The 20,149-nt window shown below is 43.3% G+C and carries 16 protein-coding genes and 2 tRNA genes; 10 read left to right on the forward strand and 8 right to left on the reverse strand.

Features of this window, described 5'->3' with window-relative positions; translation table 11 throughout:
- The first annotated feature begins 9 nt into the window (after window positions 1-9).
- From metH to DEO27_RS24355, 4 genes are all read left to right on the forward strand, one after another.
- Window positions 10-3,714, forward strand: coding sequence for a methionine synthase (gene metH, locus DEO27_RS24340; protein WP_112574938.1), 3,705 nt, complete (start codon window positions 10-12; stop codon window positions 3,712-3,714).
- A gap of 61 nt (window positions 3,715-3,775) precedes the next feature.
- Complete coding sequence (locus tag DEO27_RS24345; protein WP_112574939.1) at window positions 3,776-4,150, forward strand: four helix bundle protein; 375 nt, start codon at window positions 3,776-3,778, stop codon at window positions 4,148-4,150.
- 112 nt (window positions 4,151-4,262) lie between these two features.
- Complete coding sequence (gene metF / locus DEO27_RS24350) at window positions 4,263-5,219, forward strand: methylenetetrahydrofolate reductase [NAD(P)H] (RefSeq protein WP_112574940.1); 957 nt, start codon at window positions 4,263-4,265, stop codon at window positions 5,217-5,219.
- A 197-nt stretch (window positions 5,220-5,416) separates the two neighbouring features.
- Complete coding sequence (locus tag DEO27_RS24355; protein WP_112574941.1) at window positions 5,417-5,974, forward strand: hypothetical protein; 558 nt, start codon at window positions 5,417-5,419, stop codon at window positions 5,972-5,974.
- A 60-nt stretch (window positions 5,975-6,034) separates the two neighbouring features.
- Here DEO27_RS24355 and DEO27_RS24360 read toward each other — a convergent pair whose 3' ends face one another.
- On the reverse strand, window positions 6,035-7,873 hold the full coding sequence (locus tag DEO27_RS24360; RefSeq protein WP_112574942.1) for a hypothetical protein: 1,839 nt from the start codon (window positions 7,871-7,873) through the stop codon (window positions 6,035-6,037).
- Window positions 7,874-8,560: 687 nt separating this feature from the next.
- On the opposite strand from DEO27_RS24360, the gene DEO27_RS24365 reads away from it, so the two are divergent.
- From DEO27_RS24365 to DEO27_RS24375, 3 genes are all read left to right on the forward strand, one after another.
- Window positions 8,561-9,061, forward strand: a complete 501-nt coding sequence (locus DEO27_RS24365) for a hypothetical protein (RefSeq protein WP_112574943.1) — start codon at window positions 8,561-8,563, stop codon at window positions 9,059-9,061.
- A gap of 798 nt (window positions 9,062-9,859) precedes the next feature.
- Window positions 9,860-10,534: a sensor histidine kinase gene (locus DEO27_RS24370; protein ID WP_162996711.1), complete on the forward strand. Its 675-nt coding sequence runs from the start codon at window positions 9,860-9,862 to the stop codon at window positions 10,532-10,534.
- Window positions 10,535-10,585: 51 nt separating this feature from the next.
- On the forward strand, window positions 10,586-11,242 hold the full coding sequence (locus DEO27_RS24375) for a response regulator transcription factor (RefSeq protein ID WP_112574946.1): 657 nt from the start codon (window positions 10,586-10,588) through the stop codon (window positions 11,240-11,242).
- Between the two features lie 84 nt (window positions 11,243-11,326).
- Here DEO27_RS24375 and DEO27_RS24380 read toward each other — a convergent pair whose 3' ends face one another.
- Window positions 11,327-12,220: an AraC family transcriptional regulator gene (locus DEO27_RS24380; protein WP_112574947.1), complete on the reverse strand. Its 894-nt coding sequence runs from the start codon at window positions 12,218-12,220 to the stop codon at window positions 11,327-11,329.
- 124 nt (window positions 12,221-12,344) lie between these two features.
- Here DEO27_RS24380 and DEO27_RS24385 point away from each other — a divergent pair, with 124 nt between their 5' ends.
- Window positions 12,345-13,166, forward strand: coding sequence for a phytanoyl-CoA dioxygenase family protein (locus tag DEO27_RS24385; RefSeq protein WP_112574948.1), 822 nt, complete (start codon window positions 12,345-12,347; stop codon window positions 13,164-13,166).
- Window positions 13,167-13,250: 84 nt separating this feature from the next.
- Here DEO27_RS24385 and DEO27_RS24390 read toward each other — a convergent pair whose 3' ends face one another.
- Genes DEO27_RS24390 through DEO27_RS24415 form a run of 6 tightly spaced genes read right to left on the reverse strand, consistent with a single transcriptional unit; the run spans window position 13,251 to window position 19,633 of the window.
- Complete coding sequence (locus DEO27_RS24390) at window positions 13,251-14,240, reverse strand: L-histidine N(alpha)-methyltransferase (RefSeq protein ID WP_112574949.1); 990 nt, start codon at window positions 14,238-14,240, stop codon at window positions 13,251-13,253.
- 24 nt (window positions 14,241-14,264) lie between these two features.
- The gene (gene egtB, locus DEO27_RS24395) at window positions 14,265-15,416 is read right to left on the reverse strand and encodes an ergothioneine biosynthesis protein EgtB (protein ID WP_112574950.1); all 1,152 of its coding nucleotides are present in this window, start codon (window positions 15,414-15,416) and stop codon (window positions 14,265-14,267) included.
- A 5-nt stretch (window positions 15,417-15,421) separates the two neighbouring features.
- On the reverse strand, window positions 15,422-16,993 hold the full coding sequence (locus DEO27_RS24400) for an ABC transporter permease/substrate-binding protein (RefSeq protein WP_112574951.1): 1,572 nt from the start codon (window positions 16,991-16,993) through the stop codon (window positions 15,422-15,424).
- Window positions 16,986-17,948: an ABC transporter ATP-binding protein gene (locus DEO27_RS24405; RefSeq protein ID WP_112574952.1), complete on the reverse strand. Its 963-nt coding sequence runs from the start codon at window positions 17,946-17,948 to the stop codon at window positions 16,986-16,988. Before DEO27_RS24405 ends, DEO27_RS24400 begins: the two co-directional genes overlap by 8 nt.
- A gap of 11 nt (window positions 17,949-17,959) precedes the next feature.
- Complete coding sequence (locus tag DEO27_RS24410; RefSeq protein ID WP_112574953.1) at window positions 17,960-19,345, reverse strand: mercuric reductase; 1,386 nt, start codon at window positions 19,343-19,345, stop codon at window positions 17,960-17,962.
- A 6-nt stretch (window positions 19,346-19,351) separates the two neighbouring features.
- On the reverse strand, window positions 19,352-19,633 hold the full coding sequence (locus DEO27_RS24415) for a DUF427 domain-containing protein (RefSeq protein WP_112574954.1): 282 nt from the start codon (window positions 19,631-19,633) through the stop codon (window positions 19,352-19,354).
- A gap of 196 nt (window positions 19,634-19,829) precedes the next feature.
- On the opposite strand from DEO27_RS24415, the gene DEO27_RS24420 reads away from it, so the two are divergent.
- A tRNA-Glu gene (locus DEO27_RS24420) sits at window positions 19,830-19,904 on the forward strand.
- 109 nt (window positions 19,905-20,013) lie between these two features.
- A tRNA-Glu gene (locus DEO27_RS24425) sits at window positions 20,014-20,085 on the forward strand.
- Window positions 20,086-20,149 lie beyond the last annotated feature (64 nt).

Genomic DNA, 20,149 nt, shown 5'->3' on the forward strand with positions numbered 1-20,149 from the left:
TCTCAAAAAATGGACATTAGAAAAGAATTACAGAAACGCATCCTGGTGATTGACGGAGCAATGGGTACCATGATTCAAAGGTACCAGCTCACGGAGAAGGATTTTCGTGGCGAGCGTTTTCGCGATCATAAAAGCGACCTGCAGGGCAATAACGACCTGCTCAATATCACACGCCCAGACATTATTAAGGCTATCCATGCCGAATATTTGGATGCAGGGGCTGATATTATTGAAACCAACACATTCAGCACACAGGTAATTTCCCTTGCCGATTATCACCTGGAAGAATTGGCATACGAATTAAGCTATGAAGGCGCCCGTATTGCACGCGAGGTAGCCGATGAATATACCCAACGCAATCCCGAAAAGCCGCGCTTTGTCGCCGGCGCTATCGGGCCAACAAACCGCACCGCTTCATTGTCGCCTGATGTTAATGACCCGGGCTACCGCGCTGTTACGTTTGATGATCTGGCCGATGCCTACTATGACCAGGTGCGTGGTTTGGTTGACGGCGGCTCGCATTTGCTGCTGGTTGAAACCATCTTTGATACCCTGAATGCCAAGGCTGCCCTGTTCGCCATAAAACGTTATGAGGATGAATGTAAAGCTGCCGGAAAGGATTTCCCTGCTTTCAGGGATTCGGGTGGTATCATGATCTCGGGTACTATTACCGATGCTTCGGGCCGTACCCTTTCGGGGCAAACGGTTGAGGCTTTCTGGAACTCGATAAGTCATGCCAACCTGCTATCGGTAGGTTTAAACTGCGCTTTAGGTGCAAGGGAAATGCGCCCGCACCTTGCCGAACTTTCTGAAAAAGCAGGCGTATATATTTCGGCTTATCCAAACGCAGGCCTACCAAATGAGTTTGGCCAGTACGACGAAACCCCACACGAAACCGCTCACCAGGTTGATGATTTCATTAAAGCCGGGCTGGTAAATATCGTAGGCGGATGTTGCGGTACCACACCCGATCACATCAAATGCATTGCCGATAAAGCTGCATCCTTCCCCCCGCGCCCTATCCCTGAAATTGAGCCGGATATGCGTCTGAGCGGGTTGGAATCGGTTACCATTAAGCCCGAAAGCATTTTCGTAAACGTGGGTGAGCGTACCAATATCACCGGTTCGCCCAAGTTTTCTAAACTGATTTTGGCCGAGGATTATGAGGCAGCGCTATCTGTTGCGCTGCAGCAAGTTGAAGGTGGAGCCCAGGTTATCGACATTAACATGGACGAGGGCATGATCGACTCTGAAGCGGTGATGACAAAGTTCCTGAACCTTGTTGCATCTGAGCCGGACATAGCCAAACTGCCTATCATGATCGATTCATCTAAATGGACAGTGATTGAGGCGGGTTTGAAATGCGTACAGGGTAAGGGTATAGTAAACTCTATCTCCCTTAAGGAAGGCGAAGAAAAGTTTAAAGAGCAAGCCCGCAAAATACTAAGCTATGGTGCAGCTACCGTAGTAATGGCATTTGATGAAGTTGGTCAGGCCGACTCATTAGAACGCCGTATCGAGATCTGTAAAAGATCATACGATATATTGGTGAACGAAGTAGGCTTCCCGCCACAGGATATCATTTTTGACCCCAACATCCTTACCGTAGCTACCGGTTTGGAAGAGCATAATAACTACGCGGTTGATTTTATTGAAGCTACGCGCTGGATAAAACAAAATCTGCCTCACGCCAAGGTGAGCGGTGGGGTAAGTAATATTTCGTTCTCTTTCAGGGGTAACAATACTGTGCGCGAGGCTATGCACTCGGCATTCTTGTATCACGCCATTAAAGCGGGTATGGATATGGGTATTGTTAACGCCGGTATGCTTGAAGTTTACGAGCAAATTCCTAAAAACCTGCTTGAGTTGGTTGAAGATGTACTGCTTAACCGTCGCCAGGATGCTACAGAGCGCCTGGTGGAGTTTGCCGATACCATCAAAAGTAAAGGCAAAGAGATTGTACGTGACGAAGAATGGCGTAAAGGCACCGTTCAGGAGCGCCTGTCGCACTCGTTGGTAAAAGGCATTGTTGAATACCTTGATAACGATGTGGAAGAAGCCCGCCAGGCTTATGCAAGGCCGCTTGAAGTAATTGAAGGCCCGCTGATGGATGGCATGAACGTAGTAGGTGACCTGTTTGGTGCGGGCAAAATGTTCCTGCCGCAGGTAGTTAAATCGGCCCGTGTAATGAAAAAGGCCGTGGCTTACCTGTTGCCCTTCATCGAAGAAGAAAAAAAGAATAACGCAGGTGCCGATCAGCGCTCGAACGCCGGTAAGGTTTTAATGGCCACCGTAAAAGGCGATGTGCATGACATTGGTAAAAATATAGTTGGCGTAGTACTGGCCTGTAACAACTTCGAAGTTATTGACCTTGGAGTAATGGTGCCTGCGCAACGCATTATTGAAGAAGCTAAAAAGCAAAACGTTGATATTATTGGCTTAAGCGGGTTGATAACGCCATCGCTTGACGAGATGGTGCATTTTGCCAAAGAAATGGAGCGCGAAAACTTCACCATTCCACTAATTGTTGGTGGCGCCACCACTTCACGCATCCACGCAGCGGTGAAGATCGCTCCGCAATATTCGGGCGCGGCTATTCACGTACTGGATGCTTCACGCAGTGTTACGGTATGCAGCAGCCTAATGAGTAAAGATAATCGCGATGCCTATATCCAGGGTATTAAAGATGAATATGCTAAAGCCCGTGAAGCACATGCTAATAAAAAGTCAGACAAGCGTTTTGTGACCATTGAAGAGGCCCGTGCCGGAAAATTCCAGATCAGCCTTGATGGCGATGTGGCACCGAAACCTGCATTTACAGGCACTAAGGTAATTGAAAACTATCCGCTGGAAGAGTTGCTCCCTTATATCGACTGGACACCGTTTTTCCATACCTGGGAATTGCGCGGCAGCTATCCGAAGATATTTGAAGACAAGTACGTAGGCGACGAAGCTAAAAAGCTGTTTGACGACGCACAAGTATTGATGAAACGCGTTGTTGATGAAAAACTATTTACCGCGAAAGGCGTAATAGGTTTCTGGCCGGCCAATGCCGTAGGTGATGACATTGAGCTTTATACCGACGAAAGCCGCACAACTGTTTTAAATCGCATTCATACCCTTCGCCAACAGGCCGAAAAGGTAAAGAACGACCCTTATTATGCATTGTCTGATTTCATAGCGCCGAAAGAAAGCGGTGTGCCTGATTATTTCGGCGGCTTCGCGGTAACAACCGGTTTAGGTTGCGACGAGTTGGTTGCCGAATTTGAGCGCGATCATGACGATTATAACAGCATCATGGCCAAAGCCCTTGCCGACCGCCTTGCCGAAGCGTTTGCAGAGAAAATGCATGAACTGGTACGTAAGGAATACTGGGGCTATGCGAAAGGCGAGCAGCTAAGTAACCAGGAACTGATCAAGGAAGAATACCAGGGCATCCGTCCGGCACCGGGTTATCCCGCCTGTCCGGATCATACCGAAAAAACAACCTTGTTTGAGTTGCTTAAAGCTGAAGATAATGCCAACATGCACCTTACCGAAAGCCTGGCTATGTTGCCGGCTGCATCGGTAAGCGGTTTCTACTTCGCGCATCCGCAGGCAAGGTATTTTGGATTAGGAAAAATCAGCAAGGACCAGGTTGAGGATTATGCGGTTAGGAAGCAAATGCCGCTTGAGGATGTAGAAAGATGGTTAGGGCCGAATATTAATTATTAGTGGCAGTTGCAGTTTTTAGTAGCAGTCATTTTATAAATTAGTGCAATTATCTAACCCTAACATGACCGGAAGTTTTAAGGATTTAAAAGTTTATAAGCTTGCATTTGAAACAGCGAGCGATATTTTCAAGCTTTCAAAAGCTTTTCCTAAAGAAGAGCGATATTCACTTACTGATCAGATAAGAAGATCATCGCGATCTGTTTGTGTCAATATTGGTGAGGGATATAGAAAGCGAATTTATCCGAAACACTTCACATCCAAGATGACTGATGCCGACGGAGAAGCGACTGAAACATCAATTTGGCTCGACTTCGCTTTAGACTGTGAGTACATCGATCAACAAATCCATGCTGCTCTCCAGGCTAAATATCAGGAGATAGGCAGGATGTTGAACAGCATGGCTCAAAACCCTGAAAAATTTCTACCTAAAAGCTGAGCATAAATAATATTTCAAACTAATAAAATATAAAAGAAACTTGCTACTGCAATAACAATCGCAGCTTACAATACTGCAACTGCTACTGCAACTGCTACTACCAAAAGGGCAAATGAAAATACCTGAACATATAGCCAACGCTAACGGCAAAACACTTTTTTCTTTTGAATTGATTCCGCCTTTAAAGGGGCAGAGCATCCAGGGAATTTATAACGCCATTGATCCGTTGATGGAGTTTAAACCTCCGTTTATTGATGTTACTACCCTGCGCGAGGATTTTATCTACAAGCAGCACCCAAGCGGACTGCTCGAGAAACTATCATATCGCAAACGTCCGGGGACTATTGCCATCTGCGCGGCTATCATGAACAAGTATAAGGTAGACACCGTGCCCCATTTGCTTTGCGGTGGCTTTACTAAAGATGAAACCGAGAACGCCCTTATTGAGCTTGAATTTTTAGGTATTGAGAACGTGCTGGTACTACGTGGCGATGCCCGCCTTGGCGATTCGTCATTTGTACCCACACCTAATGGCCATTGCTATGCTACCGAGTTGCTGCAACAGGTAGTAAACCTTAATAACGGCATCTACCTGCATGAAGATCATGGCAACACCGCCAAAACCAATTTCTGCATAGGTGTTGCCGGTTACCCCGAAAAACATTTTGAGGCTCCGAACCTTAAAACAGATTTCAAATACCTGAAACAAAAGGTTGAAATGGGCGCGCAGTTCATTGTAACCCAAATGTTTTTTGATATTAATAAATACAAAGAGTTTGTTAACGGCTGTCGTGCCAATGGTATTAACGTACCAATTATTCCGGGCCTAAAACCGATTACCTCATCTAAACAATTGGTAACGCTGTCAAAAACCTTCCATATCGATATCCCTGATGATCTGAGTGATGCTATCCACGCCTGCGAAAACGAAAAAGCTGTAAAAGAAGTGGGCATCGAATGGATGATAAACCAATGTAAAGAACTGATTGCCTTTGGAGCGCCCGTACTGCATTTTTATACCATGAGCAACGCCGGCCCAACCAAACGTATTGCTGAGGCGATATTTTAGGCATACTGTATCAAATGTCATTGCGAGCGAAGCGTGGCAACCGCACGGAAGCATAGCCGCTCTGTAGAGTATGCGATTGCTTCGTCGTTCCTCCTCGCAATGACATGTTTTTATAATGCCTGACGCCTAAACCACTGGTTTTGTTGTGATTGACAAATTAAAATATTTACTTTTAGTTATCAATCCAACGCCTGCCTATGGATACCTTTAGTCACATCAAGGCTGTTATCAGCATTACACTGGGCCTTAGCATTACTCATCTGCTTAAAGGCGCGGCCAAACAAATTCAGCATCCCGGCCGGGATAAGCCCTATTGGGTGCATAATCTGTGGACACTTTACCTGTTTATTTTACTGCTGCATTTTTGGTGGTGGGAGATCAACCTACACGAAATAAAGCATTGGCTTTTTGCCGAGTACTTTTTTATCATCATCTATATAGTAACTTACTATAGCGTTTGTGCCCTGCTATATCCCGACGATCTGAAGGATTATCAGGGTTATAAAGATTATTTCTACTCGCGGCGCAAATGGATCTTTAGTATTTTGGGGGCAAGCTATCTGCTTGATCTTATTGATACCGAAATAAAAGGGCCTACCTACGTACATCATTACAACATCGAGTACCCCATCCGCAATATCAGCCACTTCATATTATGTATGGTAGCCATAAAGGTAGAGAACAGGAAGTTTCATGCAGTTTTGGTGATCCTGTTTATCCTGTACGAAACATCGTATATTTTAAGGTTGTTTTGACGACTTAAATGAGAGGGTGCCGACATGCAACGACACCCTCTTCCCCGTCCACATTGCAGGTTACTTGCAAAAGATAACCTGGTTCGTTTTTGCCCAGTCATTACTTTCGCCTGTGGTTAATTTGCGATAAGTTGTCAGGGTTAGGCTATACGCGCATGAGGGCCACGCGCTAAAAGGAGGAGTTAAAACAAAAGGTGCCGGAGCGGCCAGGTTAAATTTCTTAGCCTCACCACGCGGAATTGTTCCGCCCGGCAAACCGCTCACATTGCCGGTAGCGTTTGACCATACCCCCAATTGCCAACTGGCAATCAGTTCATGATCAACAGTATAATCGGCATGGGCGACTCCACTTACCGGGGTGCAACCACTGCCCCCACCCGCAAAAAGCTCTTCCAGCTTCAGCAAACTCACTTCGTTCCAATTATTGACGTAGATTTTGCCGATAAGCGATTGCGTGTTAAGGTTTGGCGATGCAGAATTTGCCGGATCGTCTGTAGTTTGAAATTTGATATATAGCATTTTGCCATTTTTCTGACTGGCAACCGGCACGTCCAAACCTGGAGTTAACCCGGTGCTGGCATCTCCCCCGCCAATAATAGTTGTAGTATTCAGGTAAAAAAGCGAACCATAAAAGCCATTATCAAGCGCGGGCTGATCTACCCTTACCCAACCATTGGCGTCAGGGTGCAGTACATGATCTGGTATCGGGTTAGGATAATTATCAGCAGGTACGCTGTCTGGTACAGATGCTGGCTGATTAATATCAATCACCACATCCTGAAATGCCGTAGTACCATTCCAGGTGATTTGGCGGGTAGCAACTTTAAGCGCAGTAGCTTCCATCTGATCGGTAGTTACCGGGCTGAAGTTCACATTATCTGTCGAGAACAAAAAGCGGTAATAAAGCGGACTGGTGGGCGCTGTAGGTACTTTCTTGGTAGCATAGCCTCCCAGCTTAACCGAACCAAAGAAACCGAAGCCGGTGCCCCCTGCTCCAAATTTACTGATGAGAGTTTTGCCACTGCCATCAATATCAGATGTGATACTAAAATTACCTACCGATGTAAACCATGGCGTATCGCTGGTGATGATTCCCCCGCCTGGGATGCATAGTTTTACGCAGAAGCAGTTATTGGCATTGTGGCGGTCATTTTGGCGGCCACGGGTACGGTCTTCGGCCAATAGCACTGTGCCCGATGAGCTTTCAATCCTGAAATAATAATCCGGCCCGGCAGGCCACTCTACGTTAAGCCATGGCAATAAGGTTTTTCTGAAATTGTCGCCTGGATATACGATGGTGAATTTGCCATTATTATCGGTATAAGCTGTACCCAAAAAGTCGTCCTGCAACAGGTCAACATCATAGGCAAAAACCTTAACTCCCGGAATTGGCTTCTTGGTTTCACAATCGTTTACATAACCGCAAACCACCCAAATATCCAGCAGCGTAAGGATCCGGCAAAACCACTTGGCATCTATTTTATAATCAAATCTCGCGTATTGAGCATTTTCCTGGGTAGTTTTATACAGGGGCTGCAACGTAGTAATATGAAACTGTAACAATGGCCCTTTTTTTGGCAGTGGAATTTTGAAAGGTACATTGCCACAATACCAGTCCACATCAATGCTTCCACCTTCATAGCCTGCTTTAGCGCCATCTATTTCAATGGTAAAGTCGCCGTTCTCCTGTACGTCGGCTTGAGTGATAAACAGGCGTTCCTTAGCTTTTAGTTCTTCGTCATTTACCTGGTGAAAGGTTTGTTTTGGATCGGCCACAGCAAGCCGGGTTTCATTTTGCTGATCGGATGGTCGGTAAACTTTTACCGATGTGCCGGCAACAGGCAGTTCGCAGTCAGAACATAATAGCCCGCGCAGGTTTCCTTTAATAATGTAGTTCATACGTTTTTGGTTAGAATTTGTACCGGCTTACTCTTTAAACTGGATTTTCAGCATACTCCACCACAAGCAAGCTGTATTACGGCTTATTTGCTGAGTCAAAGTTTGGGCAAAACTTAAAGGCAATCAACGTTGCTACCACGCTAATACAACCTGTGCTTGTACGCGATTTAAAGACGTATCACCAACATTGAACCTGGCGTAGAACTACGCGTAAGAGAAATAACAATCAAAGAAAAAAGCGCCTTCCTGATTAAGGAAAAGCGCGCCCCATAAATTTTGATTTGCTACTGGTTAAGTAAAGGACTGCATGGCCTCGGTTCCGCCGCGAGATTATAGCTCCCGGCACTGTACAAGACCGCACTTAATATAAATATTACTTAAAGCAAGTTAATAAATAATATTTATATTCTAATATAAAATTTCGATCAGCTTAAAACATCTTATTCATATATAAAACCCACAAAAAACTGCCGTTATAAGCCACGTAAGATTACAGTTTCTGATACGTAGAAATACGTATAATAAAACCGTAATAAAACGGATTAATAAAATTAAAACACTAATTATCAATACATTAACTCAAATCAAAAATCATCAAATACATTACATAGCCGGGGGATATCATTGAAAGAGTAGCTTATTAGTATTAGTTTTATGTAAAAAACTCTCTACACGCTATTATTTTTTATGGAAACACAAGAAAGAAGACCTCTATCACCGATTACGGGGCAGGAAGGTGCGCCAATTGAGCTTAACAAAGCGGCAAACTGGACCAAGAATTATCGTCAACGCCACCCAAATGATACCATATCACATTTCTTTGGCAGAGAGATTCTCAATAATTTATTGAACTTAGAAGGAAGCAAAGGTATCCGGATATATTATGCCAATGATACAAGCTTAACAGGCTGGCAAAAACTATGTGTTTCCTTAAGCAACTTCATATTAAAAGTACTCGGAAATATAGATGGAGAAAAACATCTCATCATTAGTGCGGTTAATGAACTTGGCAATGACCTTCTCCCCAGTGATAATATTAATCTCCCTCCAAAACAAGACAACGTCACATTCAAAACTTATTCACTAACTACCTCTGGTGGAGATCAAAGTAACTTTATCGGCGATCAATCTTATCCTTGCCCTGGTTCAACTGGTTGCCCCAAAAATAAATTAACAGGCGACGAATAATGTAAGCTTAGTTGGATATGCCAATTGACGTAATATTTGTATTGATTTCCGGGGCATCAGGTTTTTTTCCTGTATTTGCCGGTTGGTATAATTATAAATTATTAGATCATATATTAAAGATTGTTTTTTTATTCTTTGTTATCTCATCGGTTTTCGATCCGTTAATGTGGATATTAACACAAACCGGATCAAAAAACAACATGCCAGTTATTCACATCAATGTTATAGTAACATTATTTTTTTTTACGATAATATACTGCATCCTTTTTTCAACACTTGTTCTAAAGAGAATCACCATAATATTTTCCATCATAACATTTATTGTTATGATGGTTTATAATCGAAACTTTGCCGAGTATCCTTCAGAGTCTAATACTGCATTAAGTATTTTGCTTATCTTACTTTCGTTGATCTATTTTTACCAGCTCCTAAACCCACTAACATTTGTAAACATTGAAAAGCAGAGTCTTTTTTGGATAAACGCCGGCGTATTGTTTTACTCGGCGGTCAATATATTCCTTTTTATGATATTCACTCAAATACCACTTGAAGACCAACATAATTATTATATTATAAATAGTATTTCCAATATCATCGCTAACGTGTTATATTCGATAGGTTTATTCTGCAAACCACAAAAAACCGTCTAAACGTATCGGCGTTATTATAATCATGTACAACACCCCTATCTTACAAATATCCCAAAACGGACTAATTCCAGTACTAATTATTGGGACACTTGTAGTTGTTGTATTAATTATTTTTTTATTCTTCTTCGTAATTATTTACCAGCGGAGGATGCTCAAAAACCAGGCAGAGTTACGAGAGCTTAATGATGCACGCCAAACCGAATTGATGAATGCCGTTTTTGAAACCCAGGAAAGTGAACGCCGGCGCCTGGCCGAAGATCTGCATGACAGTGTTGGCCAGGTGCTTTCGGCTATAAAGCTTAACCTGCACAGGTTGGATAAAAATTGTGTAAACGAAGTTACCCAACCCCTGCTTTTAGATACCCGCAAACTGGCCGACGAATGTATCCAGGAGATCAGGAACATCATCCAAAATGTATTGCCCCCGATACTTACCGATTACGGACTGCTTGTTGCGGTTGAAGCACTGTGTACCAAAGTTGAGCACAATACCCATATCAAAGTTAAGTTCACTAAAAACTTTGCCGACAAACGCTTCCCTAACGATATTGAACTTGCATTTTACCGCATAGCGCAGGAGCTTTTTGGCAATGCCATCAAACACTCGGAAGCCACTGCTATAAACCTCAATATGGCCCTTGATGCCGGTTACCTGGTTATGGAATTTAAGGATAACGGCAAGGGCTTTAATATGGACGATGTTAAACAGGGCTTCGGGCTTAAAAACTTACAGAGCCGCGTGCAACTCATTAACGGTGAAATAAATACATACAGCAAACCGCTTAGCGGAGCAATCACAATCATTAAATTAAAAGTAGCATAGTTAAAATCAATAGCCTATATTTATTGATTATTTGAATTTTGAAAGCAACCAATGGGCCCAATTAAATTAGGTATAGTAGACGACCATAAAATTTTCAGAAATGGTTTAAAAGCTACGCTTGAAGATTGCGGGGATTTTGAACTGTTACTCGAAGCTTCAAACGGCAAAGAGCTGATAGGCTTATTAACCGACAAAACCCCCGACGTTATATTGATGGACATTAAAATGCCAGAGATGGATGGCATTCAAACAGCCGCCTATGTTCACCAGCATTTTAAGGAAATCAAAATCCTGGCACTGTCCATGTTTAACGAAGACAAATATATTGTGGATATGATGAAAGCCGGAGCATCGGGATATCTGCTAAAAAATGCCGAGCCGGAAGAGATCATTGAGGCGGTATCAACCGTTCACAACAAAGGCTTTTATTTTAACGAGCACCTTTCTATAACGCTCATCAAACAACTGGTAGGTAATGACCAGGCCGATAATATCCCCAATAACAAAACTGATCTTAACGAACGCGAAATTGAAGTGCTTAAGCTGGTTTGCCAGGAATGCTCCAACCAGGAAATTGCGGATAAGATTTTTCTGAGTGTGCGTACCGTTGAAGGCTACCGTGCAAGGTTATTTGAAAAAACCGGTTCCAAGAATTTAGTAGGGCTTGTTATATATGCCATTAAACGCGGCATTATTAATGTTACTTAGTCTTAAGTCACAAGTTCTAAGTCTAAAGGAGAAGAACCTGACTTCCGACTTTGGGCTTCCGACTCAAGACTTTGTACTTAACAACTACGCCGATAACTTCTTATCCCCTGCCAAATTACGCATAAACCTTTTGCGGTAATTAAGCGGGCTCAGGTTCATTTTTGCTTTAAACATTTTGTAAAAGTGCGATACATCGCCAAAGCCACTCTCAAACGAAATCTCTGAAATAGGCTTATCTGTTTGTACTAACTGCTGTATAGCATAATTAAGCCGGTACTCAATTATGGTTTCCATAAATGTTTTGCGGGTAACTTTTTTAAAGTATTTGCAAAAGGCATTTGGGGTCATGTTGGCAATACTGGCAGCTTTATCTAACGATACATGCTTTCTGAAATTTTCAACCAGATAAGCAAACACGGGATTGATCCGCTCCCGCTCGGTATTGGTACGTTCGCCAATAATACGATGCTGATCGAGCAGCACATATTCATCCGACGAAGCCATCCGGTGCAAGATCTCCAGCAACCCTATCAGCATTCTGAAATTGCTTTTTTCATTAACCAGGTTAAGCAATAATTTTTTTACTTCAACTCCGGTTTCTCCATAGAACGACACTCCGCATCCGCTTTGTTGAAAAAGCTTTTTGATAAGCTGCAGCTCAAACTTGTTAAAAAACTCTTCACCCAAAAAAGCATCGTTAAACTGGATCACCACGGCGCTCGCCTCGCGCAGCACTACTTCATTGTGTTCAAGTTTCCAGCAGTGCGGCAAATTGGGGCCGAGCAAAACCAGATCGCCCGAGGCAAAATCCTCCATATGGCTGCCAACATAGCGTTTGCCGGAGCCGCTAATAATACACGTCAGTTCATATTCTTCGTGAAAATGATAAGGCGCATCAAATGCCAGCTTATCAAATTTCCTTATCAGAAACGACTGTGTATTGGTAGGTTGAAGAATTTCGTACGAGGCCTTTATCATTGCATATATTAACGTAAATATTATTTCAAATCAAATTACGGATAAAATCACCCATAAATGTACCATTCATTTCATTTTTTTTCAACAAAAGATGAGTTTACTTTGAAATATAAACCTAAAAGCTATGAATACACAGATCGCTCACCTTCCGTCGCTCGAAAATTTCATAAAAATATCTAACCACAATATTAATGAATTTCGCGAAAAAGGCCATACCCTTGTGCACGAAGTGCTTACAAAAGACGAGATTGCAGCTTATCGCCCAGTCATTGTTGGGGCGGCCGACAGGTACAATACCGAAAAACGTAAACTGGAAGAGCGCGACACCTATGGTAAAGCTTTTTTACAGATCATGAATTTATGGCAGGTTGATGAAGATGTTAAAACCTTTGTAATGGCCAAACGCCTCGGCAAAATTGCCGCCGACCTGATGGGTGTTGAAAATGTACGCATTTATCATGACCAGGCACTATTTAAAGAACCCGGCGGCGGACCAACCCCGTGGCACCAGGATCAATACTACTGGCCAATTGACACCAACAACACCGTAACCCTTTGGATGCCCCTGGTTGATATTGATGTAAACATGGGTATGCTAACCTTTGCATCGGGCTCATACGTTAACGGAGCTGTGTTTAACACCGAAATTTCCGACGAATCTGAATCGGCATTTGATGAATATGTTAAGGAGAAAGGATTTGAAATAACCCGGGCCAAAACCATGAAAGCCGGCGACGCGACATGGCACCGTGGTTTTACCATCCACAACGCCCCCGGTAACAACTCGGATAAAATGCGCGAGGTAATGACCATTATTTACGTAGCCGATGGCGCCCGCGTTACCCCCTACAAAAACGAATGGCAAAAAAATGATCACCATAAATGGCTCATGAGTAAGCCCATTGGTGGCTTGATAGATTCAGAATTAAATCCGAAGGTATTGTAAACAGAACCTTGATTAGCTTGATTAAAGGATGACTTGATAACAAGAACATCCTTTAATCCTAAAATCAGGCAAATCATGGTTAGGTCACGCTGCCACCCATACCGCGTCGATAAACCATTTTTTAGTATCAAAAAACTGGCCTACCGGCTGAAAGCCTGTGTTAATGGCTATCTGATCGGTTTGCATGATGGTAAACTTCTGGGAAATCTCCATGTAGATGTACTCATCCTTTTTGAAATCTATTTTTTCGTGGCCGATAGCAACCTGCTGATCCTGTAAACTGATGAGGTAACTTTTGCAGGCCCCGGTTGCGGGATCATACGTTGGATAATGTTCAAACTTGCTCACATCAAAATTGCCATGCAGCTCACGATTGATACGACGGAGCAGATTGAGATTAAACTCGCGGGTAATGCCCTCCTTATCATTATAAGCGGCAAGTACAACCCGCGGATCTTTTTTCAGATCCATCCCAATCAGCACCATATCCCCTTCCGACAGGTTATTTCTTAATTCACGGCAAAACTCAATAGCTCCGTCAAGCGACATATTACCAATATTTGAACCTAAAAACAACACCACCTTACGCCTTGGCGAAATAGCTGCAGCCTTCTTCAGCATTTCAAAATATTCGCCGTTAAGTCCGGTAATTTTTAAGCCCGGCAAGGTTACTGGCAGGGTTATGTTGAGATAGGATATAACATTTTCGGATATATCAATGGGCAGATAAGTAAAATCAGCTTTTTTATCCAGCAGATACTTAAGCAGGTAAGTTGATTTGGTTGCATCACCGGCACCAAGCTCTATCAAATCGAAAGCATCTCCATCAGCAATCAACGCGTCGCAGATCTCGGCTGTTTTTTCCGAAAATATTTCCAGTTCGCAATTGGTTGGATAATACTCCGGGCAGTTCATCAACTCCTGGAACAGCTTATCGCCGTTAGCATCATAAAAATACTTTGAGTTAAGGTGCTTTGGCTCCGCTTGTAACCCCGCTATAACATCAGCATAAAACTGCCTGTTTTCTTCGCTTATGGTACAATTGACGGTTGTTGGTGTAAAAACTTGATCCATAGGTGGTGGTGGTTTTGTGACAATTTACCTCGCAAGTCTTATGCCAGTAAACTGCCAGCGTAAATTTGTCTGAAAAAAATTGCGATAAGTTGCACGGCTATGACCCGGAGGCGTAACTTCCGACGCGCCGCGCAGCACTTTCTGGTTAACCATAAATTTACCATTATATTCGCCTATTGCACCCGGCGCCTTGGCAAAACCCGGGTAAGGCAGGTACGAGCTCTCTGTCCATTCCCAACGGCGCCCCCAATTAAACTTTCCGGATGCGGCTTCCCACTCAAATTCCGTAGGCAATCTTAAACCTTTCCATGAGGCGTAAGCATAAGCTTCAAAATAACTGATATGTGTAACAGCACCTTTTAAATGCAAAGGCTCTAAACCACGATAAGTGTAGCTATACCATTTGTTATCTATCAAATGCCAGTACAATGGCGCTTCAACCTTATTGGTTTTAACCCAATCCCAGCCTTCGGCATGCCAGTGACGAAAATCATGATAACCGCCACTGTTGATAAACTCCAGGTACTCGGCATTGGTTACCAGCTTCGGGCTTATTTCGTACTGGTTAAGATATACTTTATGCCGATTTAATTCATTATCAAAGCAAAAGCCTACTCCGGTAAAACCAATTTCGTAAATACCTTCATCTATGCTAATAAAAGCGTCACTTTCCCCCTCATCAATATGAGGCGTAGCATAACTTTTACTATAAGCCGGGAATAAAGGGTTATGTCCTAAAATAAACTTAATATCGGTCATTAAAAGTTCCTGATGCTGCTCCTCGTGATTAAAGCCGAGGATGAGCAATTCTTTAACATCGCCGCTTATATCGCCGCATAAAAAGCTTTCCATAGCCTCGTCAACGTATTTACGATAACTGTAAATTTCAACCACCGTAGGGCGGCTCAAGTTGCCACGATCGGTACGGATCACCCGTGTACCAACAGTTTCATAATAGCTGTTGAAAACATAATTATAATCGGGATTATACTCCTGGTAGCCCATAAAGTACGGCTTAAGAATAAAGGTTTCAAAAAACCAGGTGACATGACCAATATGCCATTTAGGCGGACTAACATCAACCACGGGTTGTACTACATAGTCTTCCGTTTGCAAGTAGGAGCAAATTTTTTCTGTACGCTGGCGTACTTCTTTATACCGGGTAATTAAATCCATCTAAGTTATTTCTTATCCAAAAACCGCTTTAAGTTTGAAATTGTTTTAATACCCAATTGCTTGGCCTGCTGCTGCCTCATCATTAAAGCATAAGCATTATTAAAACCTATTGGTTTAAGCCATTTAATTTGATACTTACTTTCAAACTGGCGTTGTACATAGTTGTATGTGCTATCCCTGTTTTCCGTTACCTCGTTAACTGTTTTTGGCGATGCCTGCAAAATAGCCAGCAAACCAGTCCCGGTATATTCAGGATAAAAATCTATCTGGTTATTGGTTAGCGCGTCAAAACATATTTTAGTGCCACCGAGGCCTGTTTTTGTTGATACATCATGATCGGTATATCCCTTTATCAGCATGCTGTATATGTTGGCCAGGATGTATTGCTCACCAAATATCTTTGAGCCTATGCGCACTACGCCATCGCTCCCACCACGCTCTGCTCGCCATAATTTACTGGCAACCAAAAAATCCTTAGCCACCTTTTCCGGACTTTGGTGAAGATAGTCGGTGCGGTAGTTTAAAACCGTCATAACTGAATCATTTATTTTGCCTGCGAGCAGGTTCAATGTCGGCTCAAGGTCAGGAAATTTTTTCAGGACATCATCACGCACTATGGGCGCTGCGTAATATGGCGGAAAAATATGCTTATCATCGTCCAGCACAACTAAATCATAAGCTTTTAACCTGCCATCGGTTGAGTAACCACTAATCACGTCCAGGTGTTTTTCAAACGCGGCTTTGTACATCACCGCATCGCTGATGACTATGGTATGGATCTTTAAACCGTACTTACTCCTGAGGCCCAGATCACCATCCTGCCGCCCCATAAACTCGGGCGTAAAACCCGCGGTAAGCTTTCCTTCTGATTTGGCGGGGACTATATAAAACAGACACAACAATATCAGTAATACCGGAAACACATATACAACACGTTTCAGTTTTTTAAAGCTGATCTTCTGCACCATCGACAACAACAAATCAAATATAATGGCAAGCAGCGCCGAAGGAATGGCGCCCGCCAATATCATATTGGTATTATTAAGCGAAATACCGCCGAAAATGAACTCGCCCAAGCCACCAGCAGCAATAAGCGAGGCCAGCGTAGCAACCCCCACATTAATGACCGTAGCGGTGCGGATACCTGCAAATATTATGGGCATAGCCAAGGGCAATTCTACCTTAAACAAGATCTGCCATTTGCTCATGCCCATAGCAACTGCCGCTTCCTTAACCGCAGTATCAACTCCTAAAATACCCGTGTATGTATTACGGATTATCGGCAATAAAGCGTATAGCAGTAAGGCGACGATAGCAGGCTTGGGGCCGATGCCCAGTAACGGGATCATAAAACCAAGCAGTGCTATGCTGGGAATAGTTTGCAATACCCCGGCAATACCTAATACTAATCCCGAAAGTTGTTTTTTCCGAACAATGAAGATACCCAGAGGCAAACCAACCAATACGGCTATGCAAAGCGAAATAAAGGTAAGCCCGATATGCTGCAGGGTTTGCTCCTGTAGCTTGCCCGACTGCTGCTGCATAAACTGCCATAACGTTTGCTGCTGCTCATTCATGGGCCTGGTGATTTTTATAGTGATAAAAAGCCGACATTAGCTGCTCAAAACTTACAGTTTTTGACTCATTTTGATCCTTGCTGATGTTAACAGTTTCGCCGTTATTAAACTTAAAGCTTTCAAGTGTTTCCCAAAGGTTACTACCTGCATTAAATGATGATGCTTTTGCTTCTTTATTCAGTTCAGGCAGCAGCTCCCATAGGTCGGTCAGTTTAATGGCTTTAAACTCCAATTGCAGGCGCTGATGTTTCAGAAAATCTTTTACAAAATCATTAACCGGGTTAAACAGTAATTGAGCAGGTGTACCCGACTGGATAATTTTACCCTTATCCATCAGGCAAATCCTATCGCCCAGTTCAAAAGCCTCCTGTACATCATGCGTTACCATGATGATGGTTTTACGCTTCAACTCGTCAAGCGCTTTAAACTCGGCATGAATTTTTGAGCGGGTAACATTATCCAGCGCCCCGAAAGGCTCATCCATCAGCAACACCGGCGGATCGGATACCAATGCCCTTGCCAGGCCGATACGCTGCTGCTGACCACCGCTTAGTTCATTTGGATAAACATCTAAATATGATGCATCAAGATGAAGCTTCTCCATCAGTTCGGCTGTGCGCTTTTCTGTTTTCTGCTTATCCCATTTTAACAGGTTGGGTACAACTGCAATGTTCTGAGCAACCGTATAATGAGGGAACAAGCCATTATTTTGCAGCACATAGCCAATTCCACGGCGCAGGGCCTCGGGTGGCTGCTCCATGATATTTTTACCATCGATATAAATAGTGCCGCTTGTTGGCTCAATAAGCCGGTTGATCATTTTCAGCGTGGTGGTTTTGCCGCAGCCGCTTGTACCTAACAGGATCAGGTTTTCCTGATCTGCCACATCAAACGATACGCCGTCAACCGCTTTAACCCCGCCAAAATGTTTACTTACATTGTCAACTTTTATCATGCGCGTTGGTTTTAGTCGCCAAGGGTCATGAACAGGTTGTTCAGCGATTCGGAATATAGCGGATGGGCAAAAACACAATAACGGATCCTGTCATAAGTAATACCACCCTCCATGGCCATTTGCAGCACGGTCATGATCTCGCCGCCTTCAGGGCCAAGTACGGTTGCACCTAATATTTTCTTTGTATCCGGATCGACAATAGCTTTCATAAAGCCTCGAGTATCGCCGGTTTCAATGGCACGGGCTACATGGGCCATGGGCAGCTTGGCAACTTTATATTTGATGCCCAGTTTTTTGGCCTCAGTTTCATCGATCCCAATACGGCCCAACTGCGGATCGGTAAACATACAGTAAGGCACCGGGCGATCTTTTATGGTATAATCGGTACCTTCAAAAAGGTTACGGTAAACAATAGTGTAATCGTTATAGGAAATATGTGTAAATGCAGGACCGCCCTTGGCATCACCAAGCGCATAAACACCAGTAGCGGTAGTTTCCAGCGTATCGTTCACTTTAATATTGCCATGCTCATCAGTCTCGATCCCGGCGGCGGGCAAATTTAAAGCCTCCGTTTGCGGTTTGCGGCCTATAGCTACCAATACATGGGTACACTTGATCTTATGCTCCTCTCCTTTTCGCGAAGTGGTCACTGTTATTTTGCCGCCCGTTTTTTGTTTAAACTTAATAGCCTGCGTATTGCAATGGATACTAATAGATTCCAATTCGAGGATCTTCTGCATCTCTTCTGAAATATCCAGATCCTCGTGTGATACTATCCGCTCAGACTTTTCCAGGATAGTAACCTTACTGCCAAAGCGGCGAAACATCTGCCCAAACTCCAGGCCGATATAATTTCCACCAAGTACCAGCAGGTGTTCCGGCACCTCTTCCAGATCAAGTATAGTGGTTGAATTAAGGTATTGAATCTCGTTCAGACCTTCAATCTCGGGGATTAAAGGCAATGCGCCGGGATTTAAAAAGACAAGATCAGCAGTAAACGTTTGGATCTTGCCGCTGTTAAGCTTTACCTCCACTGTTTTCTCGCCTGTGAAAACAGCCTCACCAAATACCACATCAAGGTTTTGTGTTTTTTCGGCAGCTTTAAGTCCACCATTACGTGAGCGCAGTACAATTTCATCCTTGCGCTTTTTTATGGCAGCCAGATCAACCGAAAACTTTTTTACAGGCACACCCAGTTCATGACTTTTACCAGCCATATAAGCCGCCTTTGCCGAAGCAATCATGGTTTTAGTGGGTGTACAGCCATCATTAACGCAGGTACCGCCATAAAATCGCTTCTCAATTATAACAGTCTTTTTCCCGGCCTTAGCCAGTCTTTTGGCTAAAGGGGCACCGGCCTGACCGGCGCCTATAACGATGGCATCGTATGTTTTCATAGTTTCTTATTCAGTAATTTTTACACCTTTCCAAAACGCCACATAGTTGGTAATGTTTTTAGCGGCCTCCTTGGGCTCAGGATAATACCATGCGGCATCCTGGTTTTCCTTACCATCAACGTCGAGGGTATAATATGATGCCTTGCCTTTCCACGGGCAAGTGGTGTGTATATCGGTTTCTTTAAGATACTCGGCCTTAACGCTTTCTTTAGGGAAGTAATGATTATTTTCAACAACAATAGTGTCATTGCTTTCGGCAATGACCTGGTTATTCCAGATAGCTTTCATAAAAAGATGATTGATTTATGGAATAAAGATAGCCTTAACCCAACAAAGATTGCAAGCCCCATCCCCAAATTTTATTTTATCACGCTGACAAACAGACACTTTCATGAAATATTAAACTTTTTTTTACTATTTGTTTTAATTTTATCACTTAAACTCTATCTTTGCAATCCCAAATCAAGGGAAACAAAATAAAAAAGGCCCGTTCGTCTAGGGGTTAGGACAGGAGATTTTCATTCTTCAAACAGGGGTTCGATTCCCCTACGGGCTACCAAGACACAAACCTCAAGTCGAAAGATCTGGGGTTTTTTAATACCTTAATCGTTCGTATAGTTGCGATTAAGCATTTACACCATCCCAGCCATGGGAAATAAAATAAGAATGGCCCGTTCGTCTAGGGGTTAGGACAGGAGATTTTCATTCTTCAAACAGGGGTTCGATTCCCCTACGGGCTACGAAGCCGCTTTACGAAAGTAGAGCGGCTTTTTTTGTTGTCTGTGCTTTGCGGAAGTTAAAAAC

This window comes from Mucilaginibacter rubeus, assembly GCF_003286415.2.
Taxonomy (GTDB): domain Bacteria; phylum Bacteroidota; class Bacteroidia; order Sphingobacteriales; family Sphingobacteriaceae; genus Mucilaginibacter; species Mucilaginibacter rubeus_A.

Excerpts from the sequence above, each read along its gene's own strand:
- DEO27_RS24345 (WP_112574939.1), top strand. The coding sequence starts at position 3,776 with ATGACCGGAAGTTTTAAGGATTTAAAAGTTTATAAGCTTGCATTTGAA.
- DEO27_RS24405 (WP_112574952.1), bottom strand. The coding sequence starts at position 17,948 with ATGATAAAAGTTGACAATGTAAGTAAACATTTTGGCGGGGTTAAAGCG.
- DEO27_RS24355 (WP_112574941.1), top strand. The coding sequence starts at position 5,417 with ATGGATACCTTTAGTCACATCAAGGCTGTTATCAGCATTACACTGGGC.
- DEO27_RS24415 (WP_112574954.1), bottom strand. The coding sequence starts at position 19,633 with ATGAAAGCTATCTGGAATAACCAGGTCATTGCCGAAAGCAATGACACT.
- DEO27_RS24390 (WP_112574949.1), bottom strand. The coding sequence starts at position 14,240 with ATGGATCAAGTTTTTACACCAACAACCGTCAATTGTACCATAAGCGAA.
- DEO27_RS24360 (WP_112574942.1), bottom strand. The coding sequence starts at position 7,873 with ATGAACTACATTATTAAAGGAAACCTGCGCGGGCTATTATGTTCTGAC.
- DEO27_RS24375 (WP_112574946.1), top strand. The coding sequence starts at position 10,586 with ATGGGCCCAATTAAATTAGGTATAGTAGACGACCATAAAATTTTCAGA.
- DEO27_RS24380 (WP_112574947.1), bottom strand. The coding sequence starts at position 12,220 with ATGATAAAGGCCTCGTACGAAATTCTTCAACCTACCAATACACAGTCG.
- DEO27_RS24370 (WP_162996711.1), top strand. The coding sequence starts at position 9,860 with ATGCTCAAAAACCAGGCAGAGTTACGAGAGCTTAATGATGCACGCCAA.
- DEO27_RS24400 (WP_112574951.1), bottom strand. The coding sequence starts at position 16,993 with ATGAATGAGCAGCAGCAAACGTTATGGCAGTTTATGCAGCAGCAGTCG.
- DEO27_RS24410 (WP_112574953.1), bottom strand. The coding sequence starts at position 19,345 with ATGAAAACATACGATGCCATCGTTATAGGCGCCGGTCAGGCCGGTGCC.
- egtB (WP_112574950.1), bottom strand. The coding sequence starts at position 15,416 with ATGGATTTAATTACCCGGTATAAAGAAGTACGCCAGCGTACAGAAAAA.
- DEO27_RS24365 (WP_112574943.1), top strand. The coding sequence starts at position 8,561 with ATGGAAACACAAGAAAGAAGACCTCTATCACCGATTACGGGGCAGGAA.
- metH (WP_112574938.1), top strand. The coding sequence starts at position 10 with ATGGACATTAGAAAAGAATTACAGAAACGCATCCTGGTGATTGACGGA.
- metF (WP_112574940.1), top strand. The coding sequence starts at position 4,263 with ATGAAAATACCTGAACATATAGCCAACGCTAACGGCAAAACACTTTTT.
- DEO27_RS24385 (WP_112574948.1), top strand. The coding sequence starts at position 12,345 with ATGAATACACAGATCGCTCACCTTCCGTCGCTCGAAAATTTCATAAAA.